General features: G+C 63.9%; 14 protein-coding genes. 9 read left to right on the forward strand and 5 right to left on the reverse strand.

The window, feature by feature from the left end; genetic code table 11:
* Window positions 1-21: 21 nt before the first annotated feature.
* The gene (locus tag C3F42_RS26065; RefSeq protein ID WP_094012041.1) at window positions 22-4,887 is read left to right on the forward strand and encodes an NAD-glutamate dehydrogenase; all 4,866 of its coding nucleotides are present in this window, start codon (window positions 22-24) and stop codon (window positions 4,885-4,887) included.
* Window positions 4,888-5,038: 151 nt separating this feature from the next.
* On the opposite strand, the gene C3F42_RS26070 is transcribed toward C3F42_RS26065, so the two are convergent.
* Window positions 5,039-5,857: a pyruvate, water dikinase regulatory protein gene (locus tag C3F42_RS26070; RefSeq protein WP_023630327.1), complete on the reverse strand. Its 819-nt coding sequence runs from the start codon at window positions 5,855-5,857 to the stop codon at window positions 5,039-5,041.
* Window positions 5,858-6,035: 178 nt separating this feature from the next.
* Here C3F42_RS26070 and ppsA point away from each other — a divergent pair, with 178 nt between their 5' ends.
* The 8 genes from ppsA to C3F42_RS26115 all read left to right on the forward strand — a co-directional run bounded on the left by ppsA (window position 6,036) and on the right by C3F42_RS26115 (window position 14,318).
* Complete coding sequence (gene ppsA / locus C3F42_RS26080) at window positions 6,036-8,411, forward strand: phosphoenolpyruvate synthase (RefSeq protein WP_023630328.1); 2,376 nt, start codon at window positions 6,036-6,038, stop codon at window positions 8,409-8,411.
* A gap of 152 nt (window positions 8,412-8,563) precedes the next feature.
* A complete protein-coding gene (locus C3F42_RS26085) occupies window positions 8,564-9,559 on the forward strand; it encodes an alpha/beta fold hydrolase (protein WP_023630329.1) in 996 nt (331 codons plus the stop codon).
* A gap of 156 nt (window positions 9,560-9,715) precedes the next feature.
* Complete coding sequence (gene rraA, locus C3F42_RS26090) at window positions 9,716-10,207, forward strand: ribonuclease E activity regulator RraA (protein ID WP_023630330.1); 492 nt, start codon at window positions 9,716-9,718, stop codon at window positions 10,205-10,207.
* Window positions 10,208-10,232: 25 nt separating this feature from the next.
* Entirely contained in the window at window positions 10,233-11,228 is a 996-nt protein-coding gene (locus C3F42_RS26095) for a zinc transporter ZntB (protein ID WP_094012042.1), read from the forward strand.
* 168 nt (window positions 11,229-11,396) lie between these two features.
* Window positions 11,397-11,660 (forward strand): hypothetical protein, encoded by a 264-nt coding sequence (locus tag C3F42_RS26100; protein ID WP_038706516.1) that lies wholly within the window; start codon window positions 11,397-11,399, stop codon window positions 11,658-11,660.
* 2 nt (window positions 11,661-11,662) lie between these two features.
* Window positions 11,663-12,487 (forward strand): mechanosensitive ion channel domain-containing protein, encoded by an 825-nt coding sequence (locus C3F42_RS26105; protein ID WP_023632140.1) that lies wholly within the window; start codon window positions 11,663-11,665, stop codon window positions 12,485-12,487.
* Window positions 12,488-12,600: 113 nt separating this feature from the next.
* Complete coding sequence (sigX, locus tag C3F42_RS26110; protein ID WP_046854750.1) at window positions 12,601-13,167, forward strand: RNA polymerase sigma factor SigX; 567 nt, start codon at window positions 12,601-12,603, stop codon at window positions 13,165-13,167.
* 110 nt (window positions 13,168-13,277) lie between these two features.
* Window positions 13,278-14,318: an OmpA family protein gene (locus C3F42_RS26115; protein WP_023632142.1), complete on the forward strand. Its 1,041-nt coding sequence runs from the start codon at window positions 13,278-13,280 to the stop codon at window positions 14,316-14,318.
* 70 nt (window positions 14,319-14,388) lie between these two features.
* Here C3F42_RS26115 and C3F42_RS26120 read toward each other — a convergent pair whose 3' ends face one another.
* From C3F42_RS26120 to C3F42_RS26135, 4 genes are all read right to left on the reverse strand, one after another.
* Entirely contained in the window at window positions 14,389-16,056 is a 1,668-nt protein-coding gene (locus C3F42_RS26120; protein ID WP_038706514.1) for a bifunctional protein-serine/threonine kinase/phosphatase, read from the reverse strand.
* A gap of 9 nt (window positions 16,057-16,065) precedes the next feature.
* A complete protein-coding gene (locus C3F42_RS26125) occupies window positions 16,066-17,277 on the reverse strand; it encodes a NarK/NasA family nitrate transporter (RefSeq protein WP_038706513.1) in 1,212 nt (403 codons plus the stop codon).
* Between the two features lie 161 nt (window positions 17,278-17,438).
* Complete coding sequence (locus C3F42_RS26130) at window positions 17,439-18,014, reverse strand: ANTAR domain-containing response regulator (protein WP_023631803.1); 576 nt, start codon at window positions 18,012-18,014, stop codon at window positions 17,439-17,441.
* An 11-nt stretch (window positions 18,015-18,025) separates the two neighbouring features.
* Entirely contained in the window at window positions 18,026-19,240 is a 1,215-nt protein-coding gene (locus C3F42_RS26135) for a CmpA/NrtA family ABC transporter substrate-binding protein (RefSeq protein ID WP_038706512.1), read from the reverse strand.
* Between the last annotated feature and the right edge of the window lie 66 nt (window positions 19,241-19,306).

Raw genomic sequence — 19,306 nt, forward strand, 5'->3', positions numbered from 1 at the left:
AGCCCAAGCGGAGTACCACAGATGGCGTTCTTCACCGCAGCCAGCAAAGCCGACTTCCAGCATCAACTGCAAGCGGCCCTGGCGCAGCACATCAACGAACAGTCCCTGCCACAAGTGGCACTGTTCGCTGAACAGTTCTTCGGCATCATCTCTCTGGACGAACTCACTCAGCGCAGGCTGTCGGACCTGGCCGGCTGCACGCTGTCCGCCTGGCGCATCATCGAGCGCTTCGACGCCGCGCACCCGCAGGTGCGGGTCTACAACCCCGATTACGAACGCCACGGCTGGCAATCCACGCACACCGTGGTCGAGGTGCTGCACCACGACCTGCCATTCCTGGTCGACTCTGTGCGCACCGAGCTCAACCGCCGCGGCTACAGCATCCACACCCTGCAAACCACCGTGCTCAGCGTGCGCCGCGGCGCCAAGGGCGAGCTGGTCGAGCTGCTGCCCAAGGGCACCCTGGGCGAGGGCGTCAGCCATGAATCGCTGATGTACCTGGAGATCGACCGCTGCTCCAACACCGGCGAGCTCAACACCCTGGCCATGGAGCTGGAGCAGGTGCTGGCCGAGGTGCGGGGCGTGGTAGCCGACTTCGAGCCGATGAAGGCCAAGATCCGCGAGCTGCTGGACCTGGTGGAGCAGAACGCCTTCGGCCCCGCGCAGAACGACAAGGCCGAGGTGAAGAGCTTCTTGTCGTGGCTGCTGGACAACCATTTCACCTTCCTCGGCTACGAGGAGTTCACCGTCGAGTCCGACGCCGACGGCGGCCACCTGGTCTACGACGACGCCTCGTTCCTGGGCCTGGCCCGCCTGCTGCGCGCAGGCCTGGGCGCCGATGACCTGCGCATCGAGGACTACGCCGTCGCCTACCTGCGCGAACCGCGCCTGCTGTCCTTCGCCAAGGCTTCGCAGCCAAGCCGCGTGCACCGCCCGGCCTACCCGGACTACGTGTCGATCCGCCAGATCGACCAGGACGGCAAGGTGGTCAAGGAATGCCGCTTCATGGGCCTGTACACCTCGTCGGTGTACGGCGAGAGCGTGCACACCATCCCCTACATCCGCGGCAAGGTCGCCGAAGTCGAGCGCCGCTCGCATTTCGACCCGAAGGCGCACCTGGGCAAGGAATTGGCCCAGGTCCTGGAAGTGCTGCCCCGCGACGACCTGTTCCAGACCCCGGTGGACGAGCTGTTCAGCACCGCCATGTCGATCGTGCAGATCCAGGAACGCAACAAGATCCGCGTGTTCCTGCGCAAGGACCCGTACGGCCGCTTCTGCTACTGCCTGGCCTACGTGCCGCGCGAGATCTACTCCACCGAGGTGCGGCAGAAGATCCAGCAGGTGCTCATGGAGCGCCTGAAAGCCACCGACTGCGAATTCTGGACCTTCTTCTCCGAGTCGGTGCTGGCCCGCGTGCAACTGATCCTGCGGGTCGACCCGAAGAATCGCATCGAGATCGATCCGCAGCAGCTGGAGAACGAAGTGATCCAGGCCTGCCGTTCGTGGCAGGACGACTTCTCGGCGCTGGTGGTGGAAAACTTCGGCGAAGCCCACGGCACCAACATCCTCGCCGACTTCCCGAAAGGCTTCCCGGCCGGCTACCGCGAGCGCTTCGCCGCGCATTCGGCGGTGGTCGACATGCAACATGTGCTCAACCTGTCCGAGGCCAAGCCGCTGGCCATGAGCTTCTACCAGCCGCTGACGCAGCTCGGTGAGCGCACGCTGCACTGCAAGCTCTACCACGCCGATACGCCGCTGGCACTGTCGGACGTGCTGCCGATCCTGGAAAACCTCGGCCTGCGCGTGCTCGGTGAGTTCCCTTACCGCCTGCGCCACGCCAGCGGCCGCGAGTTCTGGATCCACGACTTCGCTTTCACCTACAGCGAAGGCCTCAACCTCGACATCCAGCAGCTCAACGACACCTTCCAGGACGCCTTTGTCCATATCGTCAAGGGCGACGCCGAGAACGACGCGTTCAACCGCCTGGTGCTGACCGCCGGCCTGCCATGGCGCGACGTCGCGTTGCTGCGTGCCTACGCCCGTTACCTCAAGCAGATCCGCCTGGGCTTCGACCTGGGCTACATCGCCAGCACCCTGAACAACCACACCGATATCGCCCGCGAGCTGACCCGGTTGTTCAAGACCCGCTTCTACTTGGCGCGCAAGCTCACCAACGAAGACCTCGACGACAAGCAGCAACGCCTGGAGCAGGCGATCCTCACCGCCCTGGACGATGTCCAGGTGCTCAACGAGGACCGCATCCTGCGGCGCTACCTGGACCTGATCAAGGCCACCCTGCGCACCAACTTCTACCAGCCGGACGCCAACGGCCAGAACAAGTCGTACTTCAGCTTCAAGTTCAACCCCAAGCTGATCCCCGAGCTGCCCAAGCCGGTGCCGAAGTTCGAGATCTTCGTCTATTCGCCCCGGGTCGAGGGCGTGCACCTGCGCTTTGGCAACGTCGCCCGCGGCGGCCTGCGCTGGTCGGACCGCGAGGAAGACTTCCGCACCGAGGTGCTCGGCCTGGTCAAGGCCCAGCAGGTGAAGAACTCGGTGATCGTCCCGGTCGGCGCCAAGGGCGGCTTCCTGCCGCGCCGCCTGCCGCTGGGCGGCAGCCGTGACGAGATCGCCGCCGAAGGCGTGGCGTGCTACCGCATCTTCATTTCTGGCCTGCTCGACATCACCGACAACCTGAAGGACGGTGGCGTAGTGCCGCCGGCCAACGTGGTGCGCCACGATGACGACGATCCGTACCTGGTGGTGGCGGCCGACAAAGGCACCGCGACCTTCTCCGACATCGCCAACGGCATCGCCATCGACTACGGCTTCTGGCTGGGCGACGCGTTCGCCTCGGGCGGCTCGGCCGGCTATGACCACAAGAAGATGGGCATCACCGCGCGTGGCGCCTGGGTTGGTGTGCAGCGCCACTTCCGCGAGCGCGGCATCAACGTGCAGGAAGACCCGATCACCGTGGTTGGTGTCGGCGACATGGCCGGCGACGTGTTCGGCAACGGCCTGCTGATGTCCGACAAACTGCAACTGGTGGCGGCGTTCAACCACCTGCACATCTTCATCGACCCGAACCCGGACCCGGCCACCAGTTTCGCCGAACGCAAGCGCCTGTTCGACCTGCCGCGCTCGGCCTGGAGCGACTACGACACCGGCATCATGTCCGAAGGCGGCGGGATCTTCCCACGTAGCGCCAAGAGCATCGCCATCAGCCCGCAGATGAAGGAACGCTTCGCCATCGAAGCCGACCGCCTGACCCCGACCGAACTGCTGCATGCACTGCTGCAGGCACCGGTGGACCTGCTGTGGAACGGTGGTATCGGCACCTACGTCAAGGCCAGCAGCGAAAGCCACGCCGATGTCGGCGACAAGGCCAACGACGCCCTGCGCGTCAACGGCAACGAGCTGCGTTGCAAGGTAGTGGGCGAGGGCGGCAACCTGGGCATGACCCAGCTCGGCCGTGTCGAGTTCGGCCTGAACGGCGGCGCCACCAACACCGACTTCATCGATAACGCTGGTGGCGTCGACTGCTCCGACCACGAGGTCAACATCAAGATCCTGCTCAACGAAGTGGTGCAGGGTGGCGACATGACCGAGAAGCAGCGCAACCAGCTGCTGGGCAGCATGACCGACGAAGTCGCCGGGCTGGTGCTGGGCAACAACTATAAGCAGACGCAAGCGCTGTCGCTGGCGGCCCGCCGTGCCCGCGAGCGCATCGCCGAGTACAAGCGCCTGATGGCCGACCTGGAGGCACGTGGCAAGCTGGACCGCGCCATCGAGTTCCTGCCCAGCGAAGAGCAGCTGGCCGAGCGCCTGGCGGCGGGGCAGGGCCTGACCCGCGCCGAGCTCTCGGTGCTGATCTCATACAGCAAGATCGACCTCAAGGAGCAACTGCTCAAGTCGCTGGTGCCGGACGACGACTACCTGACCCGCGACATGGAGACCGCGTTCCCGCCGTCGCTGGTCAGCAAGTTCGCCGACTCGATGCGCCGCCACCGCCTGAAGCGCGAGATCGTCAGCACCCAGATCGCCAATGACCTGGTCAACAACATGGGCATCACCTTCGTGCAGCGCCTGAAGGAGTCCACCGGCATGAGCCCGGCCAACGTGGCCGGTGCCTATGTGATTGTGCGCGATATCTTCCACCTGCCGCATTGGTTCCGCCAGATCGAGGCCCTGGACTACCAAGTTCCGGCCGAGATCCAGCTGACCTTGATGGACGAGCTCATGCGTCTGGGGCGTCGGGCCACCCGCTGGTTCCTGCGTAGCCGCCGCAACGAGCAGGACGCCGGGCGTGACGTGGCGCACTTCGGGCCGAAGATCGCCCAGCTGGGGCTGAAACTCGACGAACTGCTGGAGGGACCAACCCGTGAGCGCTGGATGAACCGTTACCAGGGCTTCGTCAATGCGGGTGTACCAGAATTGCTGGCACGCATGGTCGCCGGTACCACCCACCTGTACACCCTGTTGCCGATCATCGAGGCTTCGGACGTCACCGGGCACGATCCGGCGCAGGTGGCCAAGGCGTTCTTCGCCGTGGGCAGCTCGCTGGACCTGACCTGGTACCTGCAGGAGATCAGCAACCTGCCGGTGGAGAACAACTGGCAGGCCCTGGCCCGCGAGGCGTTCCGCGACGACATCGACCTGCAGCAGCGGGCGATCACTATCTCCGTACTGCAGATGGCCGACGCGCCGGAAGACATGGACGCCCGCGTGGCCCTGTGGTGCGAGCAGCACCGGGTGATGGTCGAGCGCTGGCGCGCCATGCTCGACGACCTGCGCAACGCCACCGGCACCGACTATGCGATGTACGCGGTGGCCAACCGCGAGCTGGTCGACCTGGCGCTGAGCGGGCAGGCGACGGTGATGCCGTCCTGAGCCTTGCGTTGAGGTAAAAGAAAGCCCCGGCAGTGATGCCGGGGCTTTTTCATGGGGCGCGCGCTGAGTTTGTGGTGGTGCGCGAATCGAGCGCCGCCCGCGCCGCGCTCGGTCTCACTGGCGATGAAAATCTTGTGACGAGCCCCTCGCGTTACTTGAACCGCCGCTCCACCCCTTTCTCCACCAGAATCTTCGCCGAAATCTCTTCCACCGAAAAATGCGTGGAGTTGATGTTGGGAATGTTTTCCCGACGGAACAGGTTTTCCACTTCGCGCACTTCGAATTCGCACTGCGCGAAGCTCGAATAGCGGCTGTTGGGCTTGCGTTCGTGGCGGATCGCGGTCAGTCGGTCGGGGTCGATGGTCAGGCCGAACAGCTTGTTGTGGTGCTTCTTGAGCACTGGCGGCAGCTGCAGGCGTTCCATGTCGTCCTCGGTCAGCGGGTAGTTCGCGGCACGAATACCGAACTGCATGGCCATGTACAGGCAGGTTGGGGTCTTGCCGCAGCGTGATACGCCCACCAGGATCAGGTCGGCCTTGTCGTAGTAGTGGGTACGCGCGCCATCGTCGTTGTCCAGGGCGAAGTTGACCGCCTCGATCCGCTCCATATAGTTGGAATTGCCACCGATCGAGTGGGACTTGCCCACGGAATACGACGAATGGGCAGTCAATTCCTGCTCGAGCGGGGATAAAAACGTCGAGAAGATGTCGATCATGAAGCCATTGGACGTGGCCATGACCTCACGGATGTCCTGGTTGACGATGGTGTCGAATATGATCGGACGCACCCCGTCGCGCTCGGCCGCGGCGTTGATTTGCTGGACCATGGCCCGGGCCTTTTCCAGCGTGTCGATGTAGGGTCGCGTGAATTTATTGAACGGAATGCTCTCGAATTGTGCGAGCAGGCTCTGGCCCAGCGTTTCTGCAGTGATGCCGGTACCGTCGGAGATGAAGAACGCGGTTCGTTTCATTTGCACCTGGGGGCCTTAAGCTGCCGAAGATTTCTGGATATGATAGGTTCGGTTTGCCGAACGCGGTTGCACGGCATTCTCACTTATTTTCCAGGTCCAGGCCACAAGCGTCCGGCCCAGTCAGTCAGGCAGGCGGGCGCCCTTGAGCTTTTCCAATACAGTTAGTGGAGAGATCACCTTGGTAGAGTACGTAGTTTCCCTCGATAAGCTCGGCGTCCATGATGTGGAGCATGTGGGGGGCAAGAACGCATCCCTGGGCGAGATGATCAGTAACCTCGCAGGTGCTGGTGTCTCGGTGCCGGGCGGCTTTGCCACTACGGCTCAGGCGTACCGCGATTTTCTCGAGCAAAGTGGCCTGAACGACCGCATTCATGCGGCGCTCGACGCGCTGGATGTCGACGATGTCAACGCCTTGGCCAAGACCGGTGCGCAAATTCGCCAGTGGGTGATGGAAGCCGATTTCCCGGCCCGCCTTGATTCGGAAATCCGAACCGCTTTCGCCGAAATGTCCCAGGGCAACGACAACATGGCGGTGGCCGTGCGTTCCTCGGCCACGGCCGAAGACCTGCCAGACGCCTCCTTCGCTGGCCAGCAGGAGACTTTCCTCAACATCCGTGGCGTCGACAACGTGATCCGCGCGGCCAAGGAAGTGTTCGCCTCGCTGTTCAACGATCGGGCCATTTCCTACCGTGTACACCAGGGCTTCGACCACAAACTGGTCGCCCTGTCCGCCGGCGTGCAGCGCATGGTCCGTTCCGAAACCGGCACCGCGGGTGTGATGTTCACCCTGGACACCGAGTCGGGCTTCCGCGACGTGGTATTCATCACCGGTGCCTATGGCCTGGGTGAAACCGTGGTGCAGGGGGCGGTCAACCCGGACGAATTCTACGTTCACAAGAACACCTTGCAGGCCGGTCGCCCGGCGATCCTGCGCCGCAACCTGGGCAGCAAGGCGATCAAGATGGTCTATGGCGACGAAGCCAAGGCCGGTCGTTCGGTCAAGACCGTCGAGGTCGACCGCGCCGAGCGTGCGCGCTTCTGCCTGAGCGACGACGAAGTCAATGAACTGGCCAAGCAGGCCATGATCATCGAACAGCACTACCAGCGCCCGATGGACATCGAGTGGGCCAAGGACGGTGACGACGGCAAGCTGTACATCGTCCAGGCCCGTCCCGAGACCGTGAAGAGCCGCGCCAGCGCCAATGTCATGGAACGCTACCTGCTGAAAGAGAAGGGCACCGTACTGGTCGAAGGCCGTGCCATCGGCCAGCGCATCGGCGCCGGCAAGGTCCGCGTGATCAACGACGTGTCCGAGATGGACAAGGTCCAGCCAGGCGATGTACTGGTCTCGGACATGACCGACCCGGACTGGGAGCCGGTGATGAAGCGCGCCAGCGCCATCGTCACCAACCGTGGCGGGCGTACCTGCCACGCGGCGATCATCGCCCGTGAGCTGGGCATCCCGGCCGTCGTCGGCTGCGGCAACGCCACCCAGGTCCTGAAGGATGGCCAAGGCGTGACCGTCTCCTGCGCCGAAGGCGACACCGGATTCATCTTCGAAGGTGAGCTGGGCTTCGACGTCAAGCAGAACTCTGTCGATGCCATGCCGGAGCTGCCGTTCAAGATCATGATGAACGTGGGCAACCCGGATCGCGCCTTCGACTTCGCCCAGTTGCCCAATGCCGGTGTCGGCCTGGCGCGCCTGGAGTTCATCATCAACCGCATGATCGGCGTACACCCCAAGGCGCTGCTGAATTACGCCGGCCTGCCGCCGGAACTGAAAGAGAGCGTCGACAAGCGCATTGCCGGCTATAACGACCCGGTCGGCTTCTATGTCGAGAAGCTGGTCGAGGGCATCAGCACCCTGGCCGCAGCCTTCTACCCGAAAAAGGTCATCGTGCGCCTATCGGACTTCAAGTCTAACGAGTACGCCAACCTGATCGGCGGCAAGCTGTATGAGCCGGAAGAGGAAAACCCAATGCTGGGCTTCCGCGGCGCTTCGCGTTACATCAGCGAGTCGTTCCGTGACTGCTTCGAGCTTGAATGCCGCGCCCTCAAACGCGTGCGTAACGAGATGGGCCTGACCAACGTCGAGATCATGGTGCCGTTCGTGCGTACCTTGGGCGAGGCCAGCCAGGTTGTCGACCTGCTCGCCGAAAACGGCCTGGCCCGCGGTGACAACGGCCTTCGCGTGATCATGATGTGCGAGTTGCCGTCCAACGCCATCCTGGCCGAAGAGTTCCTCGAGTACTTCGATGGCTTCTCCATCGGTTCCAACGACCTGACCCAGCTCACGCTGGGCCTGGACCGCGACTCGGGGATCATCGCTCACCTGTTCGATGAGCGAAATCCGGCCGTGAAGAAACTGCTGGCCAACGCCATCGCCGCGTGTAACAAGGCCGGCAAGTACATCGGCATTTGTGGCCAGGGCCCGTCGGACCACCCGGACCTGGCCAAGTGGCTGATGGAACAGGGCATTGAAAGCGTGTCGCTGAACCCGGACTCGGTGCTCGAGACCTGGTTCTTCCTGGCCGAGGGCCAGGGCGCGGCCTGATGCTGTGAGCAGGGTGCTTGCGCCCTGATGTTAATGCGTGGGAGCGGGCTTGTCCCGCGATAGCGTCAGCGAAGACACATCTGTAGTCTGCTCTGACGCTCTCGCGGGGCAAGCCCGCTCCCACGTTTCATGTCCACTGAATCTGTGAACCCATGCAAAGCAGCTCCACCCAATTTCCCGTCGCGTTGCTCAGTGCCGAGCGCCGCGGCGACCTTAGTGAAGACGTCTACCGGATCAAGGCTGGCAACAGTCCCGACCATAGCGTCGAGCTGGCCGTCACCCGTCTGGGCCTGGCTGATCAGCACGGTGTCCAAGGTGTGCCGGTCATTCTCCTGCACGGCAGCTTCTCCAACCGGCGTTTCTGGTATTCGCCCAAGGGCATAGGCCTGGGCGCTTATCTGGCGCGTGCTGGCTTCGATGTGTGGATCCCGGAGATGCGCGGCCACGGCTTGTCGCCGCGCAACCGCGATTGGCGGCAGAATCGGGTGGCCGATTATGCGCGCTACGACCTTCCGGTGATCGGCGCCTTCGTTCATGAAAAGGCTGGGCAGGCCCCACGCTGGATTGGCCACTCGTTGGGTGGTACGACGTTGGCGGCGGCGCTGGGCAGCGGTTATCTGGCCCCGGGCCTTGTCGCCAGCGTGGCGTTGTTCGGGACCCAGGTCAGCCGGGTTTACTGGCCACTGAAAGTGCCACCCGTCGAGTGGGGCGCGCGGATGCTGCTCAAGCGGTTCGCGCAGATTTCCGGTTCGCGCCTCAAGCGTGGCCCGGAAGACGAACCCATAGGCCTGGCTTTGGAGAGCCTGCGCTGGAATGGTCTGTTCGGGCGCTTTGGCGACAAGGACCGCGACTGGTGGGCGGGCCTGGCCGAGGTCGAGGTGCCACTGCTGGCGGTGGCCGGTGCAGGGGATTTCCAGGATCCGGTCTGGGCTTGCCGCAAGCTTTTCGGCCAGTGGGGTGGTGACAGCAAGCAGTTCCTGCGCCTGGGGCGTGAGGAGGGCTTCGAGGCCTTCGGGCATGTCGACATGCTGGTCAGCAAGCCGGCGCAGGCGCAGGTATGGCCGTTGGTGGAGAGCTGGTTGCGCGATCCCCTGGTGCCGGTGCACGCCTCGACGGTGGTGATGGAGGAGGCTGTGGCTGCCAGTTGAAACGTAGTTGCTGCATCTTGCTCCATCGCCGGCTTGCCGACGATGAAGCCGGTGCGGTGGACGTTCAACTGACTGCTCGGTCCCGGATGACTGCCAGCCCTCCTAAGGTGTAGCCTTGCTCGACATCCGCTTCGTTGTGACTGACAGGAGTTTCCCATGCAGCATTACGTAACGCCCGACCTGTGCGACGCCTACCCGGACCTGGTCCAGGTGCTCGAGCCCATGTTCAGCAACTTTGGCGGCCACGACTCGTTCGGCGGCCAGATCGTCACCATCAAGTGCTTCGAAGACAACTCCCTGGTCAAGGAGCAGGTCGAGCTTGATGGCAAGGGCAAGGTGCTTGTGGTTGATGGCGGCGGCTCGCTGCGCCGGGCGCTGCTGGGCGACATGCTTGCCGAGAAGGCCGCGAAGAATGGCTGGGAAGGCCTGCTTATCTATGGCTGCGTACGTGACGTGGACGTGCTGGCGCAGACCGATGTCGGTATCCAGGCCCTGGCCAGCCACCCGATGAAAACCGACAAACGCGGCATTGGTGACCTCAACGTCGCGGTGACCTTTGCCGGCGTGACCTTCCGCCCGGGCGAATACGTGTACGCCGACAACAACGGCGTGCTGGTCTCGCCAAGCCCGCTGAAGATGCCCGAGTGATCCGCCGCACACCCATGGAGCTTTGATGTTCGAGGAAGACAACGCGCAATGGGGCCTGGTGCATGCCCTGGTGCTCGATGGCAAGGGTGGCGCGCGTTCGATCGCCCGCACCGAGCTGGACGACCTGCAGTTGCAGCCGCAGGAGAGCCTGTGGCTGCATTGGGATCGCAGCCATCCGCAGACCCGCACCTGGCTGCTGCACGACAGCGGTCTGAGCGAGTTCGCCTGCGACCTGCTGCTTGAAGAAAATACCCGTCCGCGCTTGTTGCAGATGGCCGGCGAGCAGATGCTGCTGTTCTTGCGCGGTGTCAACCTCAACCCGGGTGCCGAACCCGAGGACATGGTGTCGGTGCGTATCTTCGCCGAAGCGCGGCGGGTCATCTCGCTGCGTTTGCGACCGCTGCGCGCCAGCGACGAGGTGCTTCAGCAACTGGACGAGGGCAGGGGGCCGAAAACGGCCTCCGAACTGTTGTTGCTGATGGGCGAACTGCTGACCGAAAAGGTCCAGGCACTGGTCAGCGACCTGTCCGAAGCGGTCGATCTGGAAGAGGAAAAGGCAGAATCCGACGAACGGTATTCCCCGGCCCAAGGCAGCCTGCAGCAGATCCGCCGTCGTGCTGCCGGCCTGCGCCGTTTCCTCGCTCCCCAGCGCGATATCTATGCCCAGCTTTCGCGCAATAAATGCAGTTGGTTCGCCGATGCCGACGGGGACTACTGGAACGAGCTGAACAACAGCCTGATCCGCTACCTCGAAGAGCTGGAGCTGGCCCGCGAGCGAGCCGCCCTGGTGCTGGAAAGCGAGGATCGGCGCCGCAGCGAACGGATGAACCGGACTATGTACCGGTTTGGCATCATCACCTGCATCTTCCTGCCCATGAGCTTTATCACCGGATTGCTCGGGATCAATGTTGGCGGAATTCCGGGCTCCGACAGCCCCTATGGATTCCTGTTCGCCAGCTTGATCGTGCTGGGGCTGGCGGCAGGGCAATGGCTGCTGTTCCGGCGTTTGCGGTGGGTGTGATGTGTCCTGTCGCGGGGCAAGCCCGTTCCCACGGTCTCAGCTTGGTTTCCTGGGAGCGGGCTTGCCCCGCGATGGGCTCGGGCACTCATTTTGAAACATTCGTGCCACATCGCTGTGTGACCCATCGCCCGGCACCCACGTCTTTGACTGACATTGCGCGAGGTGCCCATGCACGATCCGTTTGAAGAATCCCTGCGCGACCTGCTCAAGGCGTCGCCGTCCGGCCAGGACCGTGACGACGCCGCGTGCCTGGGGCGCGTGCTAAAGACCGCCAACCGCCAGGTTGGCGCGGGCGATCTGTTCAGCCTGCTTGGCCGCTGGAGCCAGGCGCTGCTGATCGCCGTGAACAATGGCTCGGCGCATGTCGCGCCGGTGCGCCGCAACTCTACCCGCAACCCTGCCGCAGGCAGCCCTGCAGATAAGGCCGATTGAATATGGAACTCGATCTCTGGACCCAGAGCCTGGTCACCGCCATGACTGCCCTTTGGACCAAGGTGGCGAACTTCATCCCCAACCTGTTCGGCGCGCTGGTCGTGGTGCTGCTTGGTTTCGTCGTGGCCAAGCTGCTCGACACCTTGCTGTCGAAGGTGCTGGCCAAGTTCGGCCTGGACCGCCTGATGAGCGGTACCGGCCTGACCAAGATGCTCGCCCGGATTGGTATCCAGGTACCGATTTCGACGCTGATCGGCAAGATCGTCTATTGGTTCGTGCTGCTGATATTCCTGGTTTCGGCGGCTGAATCGCTGGGCCTGGAGCGGGTCTCTGCGACCCTGGACATGCTGGCGCTGTACCTGCCCAAGGTATTCGGCGCGGCGCTGGTGATGCTGGCCGGCGTGCTGTTGGCGCAACTGGCCAACGGCCTTGTGCGCGGCGCCGCCGAGGGCATCGGCCTGGAATACGCCGCTGGCGTCGGGCGTATCGTCCAGGGCCTGGTGATCATCATCAGTATTTCGGTGGCCATCAGCCAGCTGGAGGTCAAGACCGACCTGCTCAACCACGTGATCGTCATCGGGCTGATTACCGTTGGTCTGGCAATTGCCCTGGCGATGGGCCTGGGCAGCCGTGAAATTGCCGGGCAGATCCTGGCCGGCATCTATGTGCGTGAGCTCTATCAGGTCGGCCAGCACGTGCGCATTGGCGAGGTCGAAGGGCACATCGAGGAGATCGGCACGGTCAAGACGACCCTGCTGACCGATGATGGCGAACTGGTGTCGTTGTCTAATCGCGAGCTGCTCGAGCAGCGCGTGAATAGCCGCTAACCGAACAAAAGCTGTTAATGTATGCCGCCGCAAAAATCGGCCCACGGGGCCGAGCGGCGACATTGACCTGACTGTCGGCCAGATCCGTTTTGAATAAAGTTCATTCGCCGCCCATGCGCTATGACCCCCGCGAGCTCACCGACGAGGAGTTGGTGGCGCGTTCGCATGAGGAGCTGTTTCACGTCACCCGCGCCTATGAGGAGCTCATGCGGCGCTACCAGCGCACGCTGTTCAACGTCTGTGCGCGTTACCTGGGGAACGATCGGGATGCCGACGATGTCTGTCAGGAGGTGATGCTCAAGGTGCTGTACGGGTTGAAGAATTTCGAGGGCAAGTCCAAGTTCAAGACCTGGCTGTACAGCATCACGTACAACGAATGTATCACCCAGTACCGCAAGGAGCGTCGCAAGCGTCGGCTGATGGATGCGTTGAGCCTGGACCCTGTGGAAGAGGCGTCCGAGGACAAGGCACCAAAGCCGGAAGAAAAAGGCGGGCTGGATAAATGGCTGGTGCATGTGAACCCGATCGATCGGGAAATCCTGGTGCTGCGTTTTGTCGCGGAACTGGAGTTCCAGGAGATCGCTGACATCATGCACATGGGCCTGAGCGCCACGAAAATGCGCTACAAGCGTGCGCTCGACAAGCTTAGAGAGAAATTTGCAGGCGTGGCTGAAACTTAGTGGTCTGCAAATACCTCTAACCAACCGGCAAGTTCTGCTAGACTTGCCGTCGAGTTGTCCCCCGGATGTTGGTGGGACTGCTTAACTATCACCAGATGGGGATTTAACGGATGAAATTGAAAAACACCTTGGGCTTGGCCATTGGCTCTCTCGTAGCCGTGACTTCGCTCGGCGCTCTGGCTCAAGGCCAAGGCGCGGTCGAAATCGAAGGTAACGTTACCAAGCAGTTCTACGACAGCGAGCGTAACTTCAAGAACGACGGCACCAACCCTGGCGTTCGTCTCGGCTACTTCCTGACCGACGACGTCTCCCTGGACCTGGGCTACAACGAGACTCACAACGCTCGTGGTGAAGTCTTCAACAAAGACATCAAAGGCTCCAAGACCAAGCTCGACGCTACCTACCACTTCGGTACCGTAGGCGACGCGCTGCGTCCGTACGTTTCCGCCGGTTTCGCTCACGAGAGCCTGGGCCAGGCTACCCGTAGCGGCCGTGACCACTCCACCTTCGCCAACGTTGGCGCTGGCGCCAAGTGGTACATCACCGACATGTTCTTCGCCCGTGCCGGCGTCGAAGCCATGTACAACATCGATAACGGCAACACCGAGTGGGGTCCGACCGTTGGTCTGGGTCTGAACTTCGGTGGCAGCGGTGGCCAGAAAGCCGCTCCTGCGCCGGCTCCAGTTGCCGAAGTCTGCTCCGACAGCGACAACGACGGCGTCTGCGACAACGTCGACAAGTGCCCTGACACCCCAGCCAACGTTACCGTTGACGCTGATGGCTGCCCGGCTGTTGCCGAAGTCGTTCGCGTTGAGCTGGACGTCAAGTTCGACTTCGACAAGTCGGTCGTCAAGCCAAACAGCTACGGCGACATCAAGAACCTGGCTGACTTCATGAAGCAGTACCCACAGACCACCACCACCGTGGAAGGTCACACTGACTCCGTCGGCCCAGACGCTTACAACCAGAAGCTGTCCGAGCGTCGTGCCAATGCTGTCAAGCAGGTCCTGACCCAGCAGTACGGTGTTGAATCGAGCCGTGTTGATTCGGTTGGCTACGGTGAGACCCGTCCGGTCGCCGACAACGCCACCGAAGCTGGCCGCGCCGTGAACCGTCGCGTAGAAGCTCAGGTAGAAGCCCAGGCCAAGTAATTGGTTTGATGCTTCACGGAAAACCCGGCCTTGGCCGGGTTTTTCTTTGTCCGCGATTTCTAGGTCGTGTTCAGCGTTTGAGCAGCACCAGCAGTAACAGCATGTTCAGCAACATCGACAGCAGCCCTAGCGCTCGCCATACCTTCAACGGCTCACGCTCCAGCAGCGGCCGTGGCCGCTCGTCCAGCTCCTGACGATCTCCTCGCTCCAGCAGCAGCAACCATTGTTCAGCGGTCTCGAACCGCTGCGCCGGGTCTGCCGCCACCGCCTGCAACAGGTTGCGCTGCAACCATTCCGGTATATCTGGGCGGTAGCGCGCGGGGTTCACGGGTGCCCCGAAGCGTGGCCGTTGGAACGCCTCGACCTCGCCGTAGGGGTAGTGGCCGGTAAGCAGGTGGTAAAGTGTCACGCCCACCGCATAGAGGTCCTGGCGCGGCCGGGGGGGCAGGCCGTCGAAGGCTTCCGGGGCAAGGAACGTGGGGGTGCCCGGCAAGGTATGGGGCGGGTCCTCGGAAAGCCCTGGGCAGTACGCCAGCCCGAAGTCCAGCAGGCGCAGTTGGCCATCGCTGCCGTAATGCAGGTTTTCCGGTTTGATGTCGCGGTGCAGCAGGTTACGTCGATGCAGCGCGCCGACGGCCTGCAGCAATTGGCGGGCTATCTCCAGCCATTGCGCCAGCGGTAGGGGACCGCCCGCCTTGAACAGGTCGGCAAGGGTCGTGCCTGGGTATTCGCGCATCAGGTAATACAGGTGCTGTCGATGGCGGGCCGGGTGTACTTCGGGGAAGTGCCGGCCGGCGACCCGGCGCAGGAACCACTCTTCCAATAGCAGGGCTTGGGCCGCCCCTGGGTCCTGACGGGTCTGCGGCAAGGTCTTGAGCAACCAAGCCTGACCTTGTGGATCACAAACGCGATAGAGCAGCGACTGCCGGCTCTGGGCGAGCAAACTGTCGACTTGCCAACCGTCGATCAATTGGTCGTCACGCAGCGCGCCGGGCAGGGGCCACTGCTGGAGCTGCGCCAGGGTGTCGCCGAGGTTGGTCGCGCCCAGCCGGTCGACCCGCACCAGCAGGGCACTGGCGTTGTCCTGGCTGCCACGATGATGCGCGCTGGCCACGAGGGTGTCGGCGGCTTGCTGCAGGTCAGGTTGTTCGCGCAGGATCGACTGGATGTGCGCGTCGCCCAGGCAGGCCCACACGCCATCGCTGAGTAGCACGAAGCACTCGCCTTCACGAAGGTCGCCTTCCAGGTAATCCACCAGCAACTGCTGGTCCAGGCCCAGGGCCCGCTTGAGCACATGTTGCATGCCGGGCTGTTCCCACACATGGTCTTCGCTCATGCATTGCAATTGCCCGTTTTGCCAGCGATATACCCGGCAGTCACCGATATGCGCGAGGGTGAAGCGTCGCCCACGCAGTACCAGGGCGCTGAGGGTGGTGAGCAGCGGCTGGCCATTGCCCTGGGCGCGCAACCAGCGGTTTTGCGCCACCAGCAGGCGGTCGATGGCCTGCGCCACGCTCCAGGTGGCGGGCGTGGCGTAGTAGTCCAGGGCCAGGGCCTGCAGGCTGGCGCGCGCTGCCAGGCCGCCGTCGGCGCACTGGCTGACGCCATCGGCCAGCGCGCACAGGTAGCCTTTGCTGGCCGCGAGTTCCGGCACCGGGGTGACCAGGCGCAGGGCGTCCTGGTTATCCGGGCGTGGCCCGGTGGCACTGGCATGAGCGAAGCTCAATTGCAGGCTCATCGCGTGCCCTCAGACTCGGGCCGCGGTGACTGCGGCCGATCCCCAGGTTGTGCGCCAGCGCTGCTTGACGCCATGCAGGCCGAACCAGGCCAGCAGGCCGAGGCTGGCGAACAGCCACAGTCCCAGTTGATAGTCGCCGGTATGTTGCTTGATGCTGCCCAGGCCTGCGGCGAGCAGGAAGCCACCGATACCGCCGGCCATGCCGATCAGCCCGGTCATCACGCCGATTTCCTGGCGGAAGCGCTGTGGCACCAACTGGAATACCGCGCCATTGCCAGCGCCCAAGCCGAGCATCGCGCTGACGAACAGCGCCAGGGCCGCCGTCGCGCTGGGCAGGTTGAAGCCCACCGCCGCGATGCATACGGCGGCCACGCTGTACATTGCCAGCAAGGTGCGGATGCCACCGAAGCGGTCGGCCAGGGCGCCGCCGAGCGGGCGCATGAGGCTGCCGGCGAACACGCAGGCGGCGGTGTAGTAGCCGGCAGTCACCGGGCTCAGGCCATACTGGTCGCTGAAATAGCCAGGCAGGGCGCTGGCCAGGCCGATGAAGCCGCCGAAGGTGACGCTGTAGAAGAACATGAACCACCAGCTGTCGCGGTCGCCGAGGGCCTTGAGGTAGTCGGCGGTGGCCTTGGGCTTGGGCCGTTGCGGGGCATTGCGGGCCAGCCAGGCGAACAGCACCAGGGTCAGCAGCAGCGGCAGCAGGGCAAAGCCGAACACATTGTTCCAGCCGAAGGCGGCCGCCAGCGCCGGCGCCAGCAACGCGGCGAACACCGTGCCGGAGTTGCCGGCACCGGCGATGCCCATGGCCTTGCCCTGGTGTTGCGGCGGGTACCACTGCGAGGCCAGCGGCAGGGATACGGCGAACGAGGCGCCGGCAAAGCCAAGGAACACACCCAGCAGCAAGGCTTGTTCGTAGCTGTGCACGCCCAGCTGCCAGGCACAGGCCAGGGCGACGATCACCGTCACCTGGCCGATCAGCCCGGCGGTCTTGGGCGACAGGCGATCGACCAGTACGCCCATGGCAAAGCGCAGCAGCGCACCGGCCAGGATCGGCGTGGCCACCATCAGGCCGCGTTGCTGTGCGGTCAGTTGCAGGTCGGCGGCAATCTGCACCGCCATCGGCCCGAGCAGGTACCAGACCATGAAGCTCAGGTCGAAATACAGGAAGGCGGCGAACAGGGTGGGCACATGCCCGGATTTCCAGAAGCTCGTATTCATCGGACACCTCGTGGGGCGCACAACACAGGGTGGAAACGAAAAGACGCCGCTGCCCGGTCCACGGATGAGTGGCGGGGAAGCGACGTCTTTGTCGGGGTCTGGGGGGCAACCGCCGTTGGCTACCCGGGGTTGCATGAGCAAGAGGCGGGCCAAGGTCTTGCCTACCCCAGCAGCTCCGACATGGCGATGATCTGTTCCGCTACCTGGATCAGCTTCTGCTGGCGGCTCATGGCCTGGCGGCGCATCAGGGTGTAGGCCGCTTCCTCGTTGCAGTCCTTCATTTTCATCAGCAGGCCCTTGGCTTGTTCGATGCGCTTGCGCTCGGCCAGTTGCTGGTCGCGGGCCAGCAATTGCGCCTTCAGCGCCTGGTCGCTTTCGAAGCGGGCCATGGCCACGTCGAGGATCGGCTGCAGGCGCGTGGCCTGGATCCCCTCGACAATGTAGGCGCTGACTCCAGCCTGGATCGCCTGGCGCATCACGTCGGGGTCGTGCTCGTCGGTGAACAGCACGATCGGGCGGGGGCGATCGCGGCTGACCAGCACTACCTGTTCCATCACATCGCGGCCAGGTGACTCGGTATCGATCAGCACCACGTCCGGGTGCACCGTTTCGACACAGGCGGGCAGGTCGATGCTCAGGTTGCCGGCCTCGATCACTTCGAAGCCGGCCTCGATCAGGGCCGCCTTGAGACGACCGACTTTCTTTTCGGTGTCGTCGATCAGCAGAATACGCAGCATGTTCGCCCCCCTCAGTGACTGGCGCGGACATCAGGCGCCGCGTCCAGGGCGTGCAGGGGGAAGCTGCGCGCATAGCCATGGGGGTCGCTGCCGTCCCAGCGGCGGCCGTCGAGCAGCAGGCTGCTGCGCATGGGCAGGTCGGCGCAGGGCACGCCCAGTGCCGAGGCGGCCTCGCGGTAGAGGGCCAGCTGTTGCACCTGGCGGGCGACCCCGAGGTAGTCCGGGTCGTCACGCAGCAGGCCCCAGCGGCGGAACTGGGTCATGAACCACATGCCGTCGGACAGGTAGGGCAGGTTGGCCCGGCCCTGGTCGAACAGGCGCAGGCCATGGGGGTCGTGCCAGCGATGGCCGAGGCCATCCTGGTAGTCGCCGAGCAGGCGCGGCTCGATGCTGTCGACGGGGGTGTCAAGGTAGGCGCTGCCGCTGAGCAGTTGCGCGGTACTGCGGCGGTTTTCCTGGCTCTGCTCGATGAAACGCGCGGCGGCGAGTACCGACTGGATAAGCGCGCGGGCGCTGTTGGGGTACTGCTCGACGAAACCGCGCGCGCAGGCCAGGACCTTTTCGGGGTGATCGGGCCAGATCGACTGGCTGGTGGCCAGGGTGAAGCCCTGGCCCTTGGCGAGCGCTTCCGCCGACCAGGGTTCGCCGACGCAGAAGCCGTCGATACGCCCGGCCTGCAGGTGGGCGGCCATCTGTGCCGGGGGCACCACGACGCTGCTGACGTCACGCAATGGGTGGATACCCTGGCTGGCCAGCCAGTAGTACAGCCACAGGGCATGGGTGCCGGTGGGAAAGGTCTGGGCGAAGGTCAGCCGTGCGCCTTGCTGGTGCACCAGCCGCGCCAGTGCCTCGGGGTTGGTCACGCCCTTGCGCTGCAGTGCGGGAGAGAGGTTGATGGCCTGGGCGTTCTGGTTCAGGCCCATAAGCACGGCCAGGGGGCTGGCGGGCACGCCGCCGATACCGAGGTGCACCGCGTACACCAGGCCATAGAGGCAGTGGGCGGCGTCGAGCTCGCCGCTGACCAGCTTGTCGCGCAGTCCGGCCCAGGAGGCCTGGCGGCGCAGGTTGAGAGTCAGGCCAAATGGCTGGGCGAAACCCTGGGTGGCGGCGACCACTACCGAGGCGGAGTCGGTGAGGGCCATGAAACCGATGTCCAGGCTGGGTTTTTCCGGCGCGTCGCTGCCGTTGACCCAGGCCAGGGGCGTTGTCGGGAGGGCTGTGTTCACGGAGTTCCTCGAGCGTTCGCAATGGGCTGCCTGCAACTGACATAGCAACCCATGTGCCATGGGCCT

It is taken from the genome of Pseudomonas sp. PONIH3 (assembly GCF_002934345.1).
GTDB lineage: Bacteria > Pseudomonadota > Gammaproteobacteria > Pseudomonadales > Pseudomonadaceae > Aquipseudomonas > Aquipseudomonas soli.

Coding starts and splice junctions, on each gene's coding strand:
- C3F42_RS26065 (WP_094012041.1), top strand. CDS start 22: ATGGCGTTCTTCACCGCAGCCAGCAAAGCCGACTTCCAGCATCAACTG.
- C3F42_RS26070 (WP_023630327.1), bottom strand. CDS start 5,857: ATGAAACGAACCGCGTTCTTCATCTCCGACGGTACCGGCATCACTGCA.
- C3F42_RS26085 (WP_023630329.1), top strand. CDS start 8,564: ATGCAAAGCAGCTCCACCCAATTTCCCGTCGCGTTGCTCAGTGCCGAG.
- rraA (WP_023630330.1), top strand. CDS start 9,716: ATGCAGCATTACGTAACGCCCGACCTGTGCGACGCCTACCCGGACCTG.
- C3F42_RS26095 (WP_094012042.1), top strand. CDS start 10,233: ATGTTCGAGGAAGACAACGCGCAATGGGGCCTGGTGCATGCCCTGGTG.
- C3F42_RS26100 (WP_038706516.1), top strand. CDS start 11,397: ATGCACGATCCGTTTGAAGAATCCCTGCGCGACCTGCTCAAGGCGTCG.
- C3F42_RS26105 (WP_023632140.1), top strand. CDS start 11,663: ATGGAACTCGATCTCTGGACCCAGAGCCTGGTCACCGCCATGACTGCC.
- sigX (WP_046854750.1), top strand. CDS start 12,601: ATGCGCTATGACCCCCGCGAGCTCACCGACGAGGAGTTGGTGGCGCGT.
- C3F42_RS26115 (WP_023632142.1), top strand. CDS start 13,278: ATGAAATTGAAAAACACCTTGGGCTTGGCCATTGGCTCTCTCGTAGCC.
- C3F42_RS26120 (WP_038706514.1), bottom strand. CDS start 16,056: ATGAGCCTGCAATTGAGCTTCGCTCATGCCAGTGCCACCGGGCCACGC.
- C3F42_RS26125 (WP_038706513.1), bottom strand. CDS start 17,277: ATGAATACGAGCTTCTGGAAATCCGGGCATGTGCCCACCCTGTTCGCC.
- C3F42_RS26130 (WP_023631803.1), bottom strand. CDS start 18,014: ATGCTGCGTATTCTGCTGATCGACGACACCGAAAAGAAAGTCGGTCGT.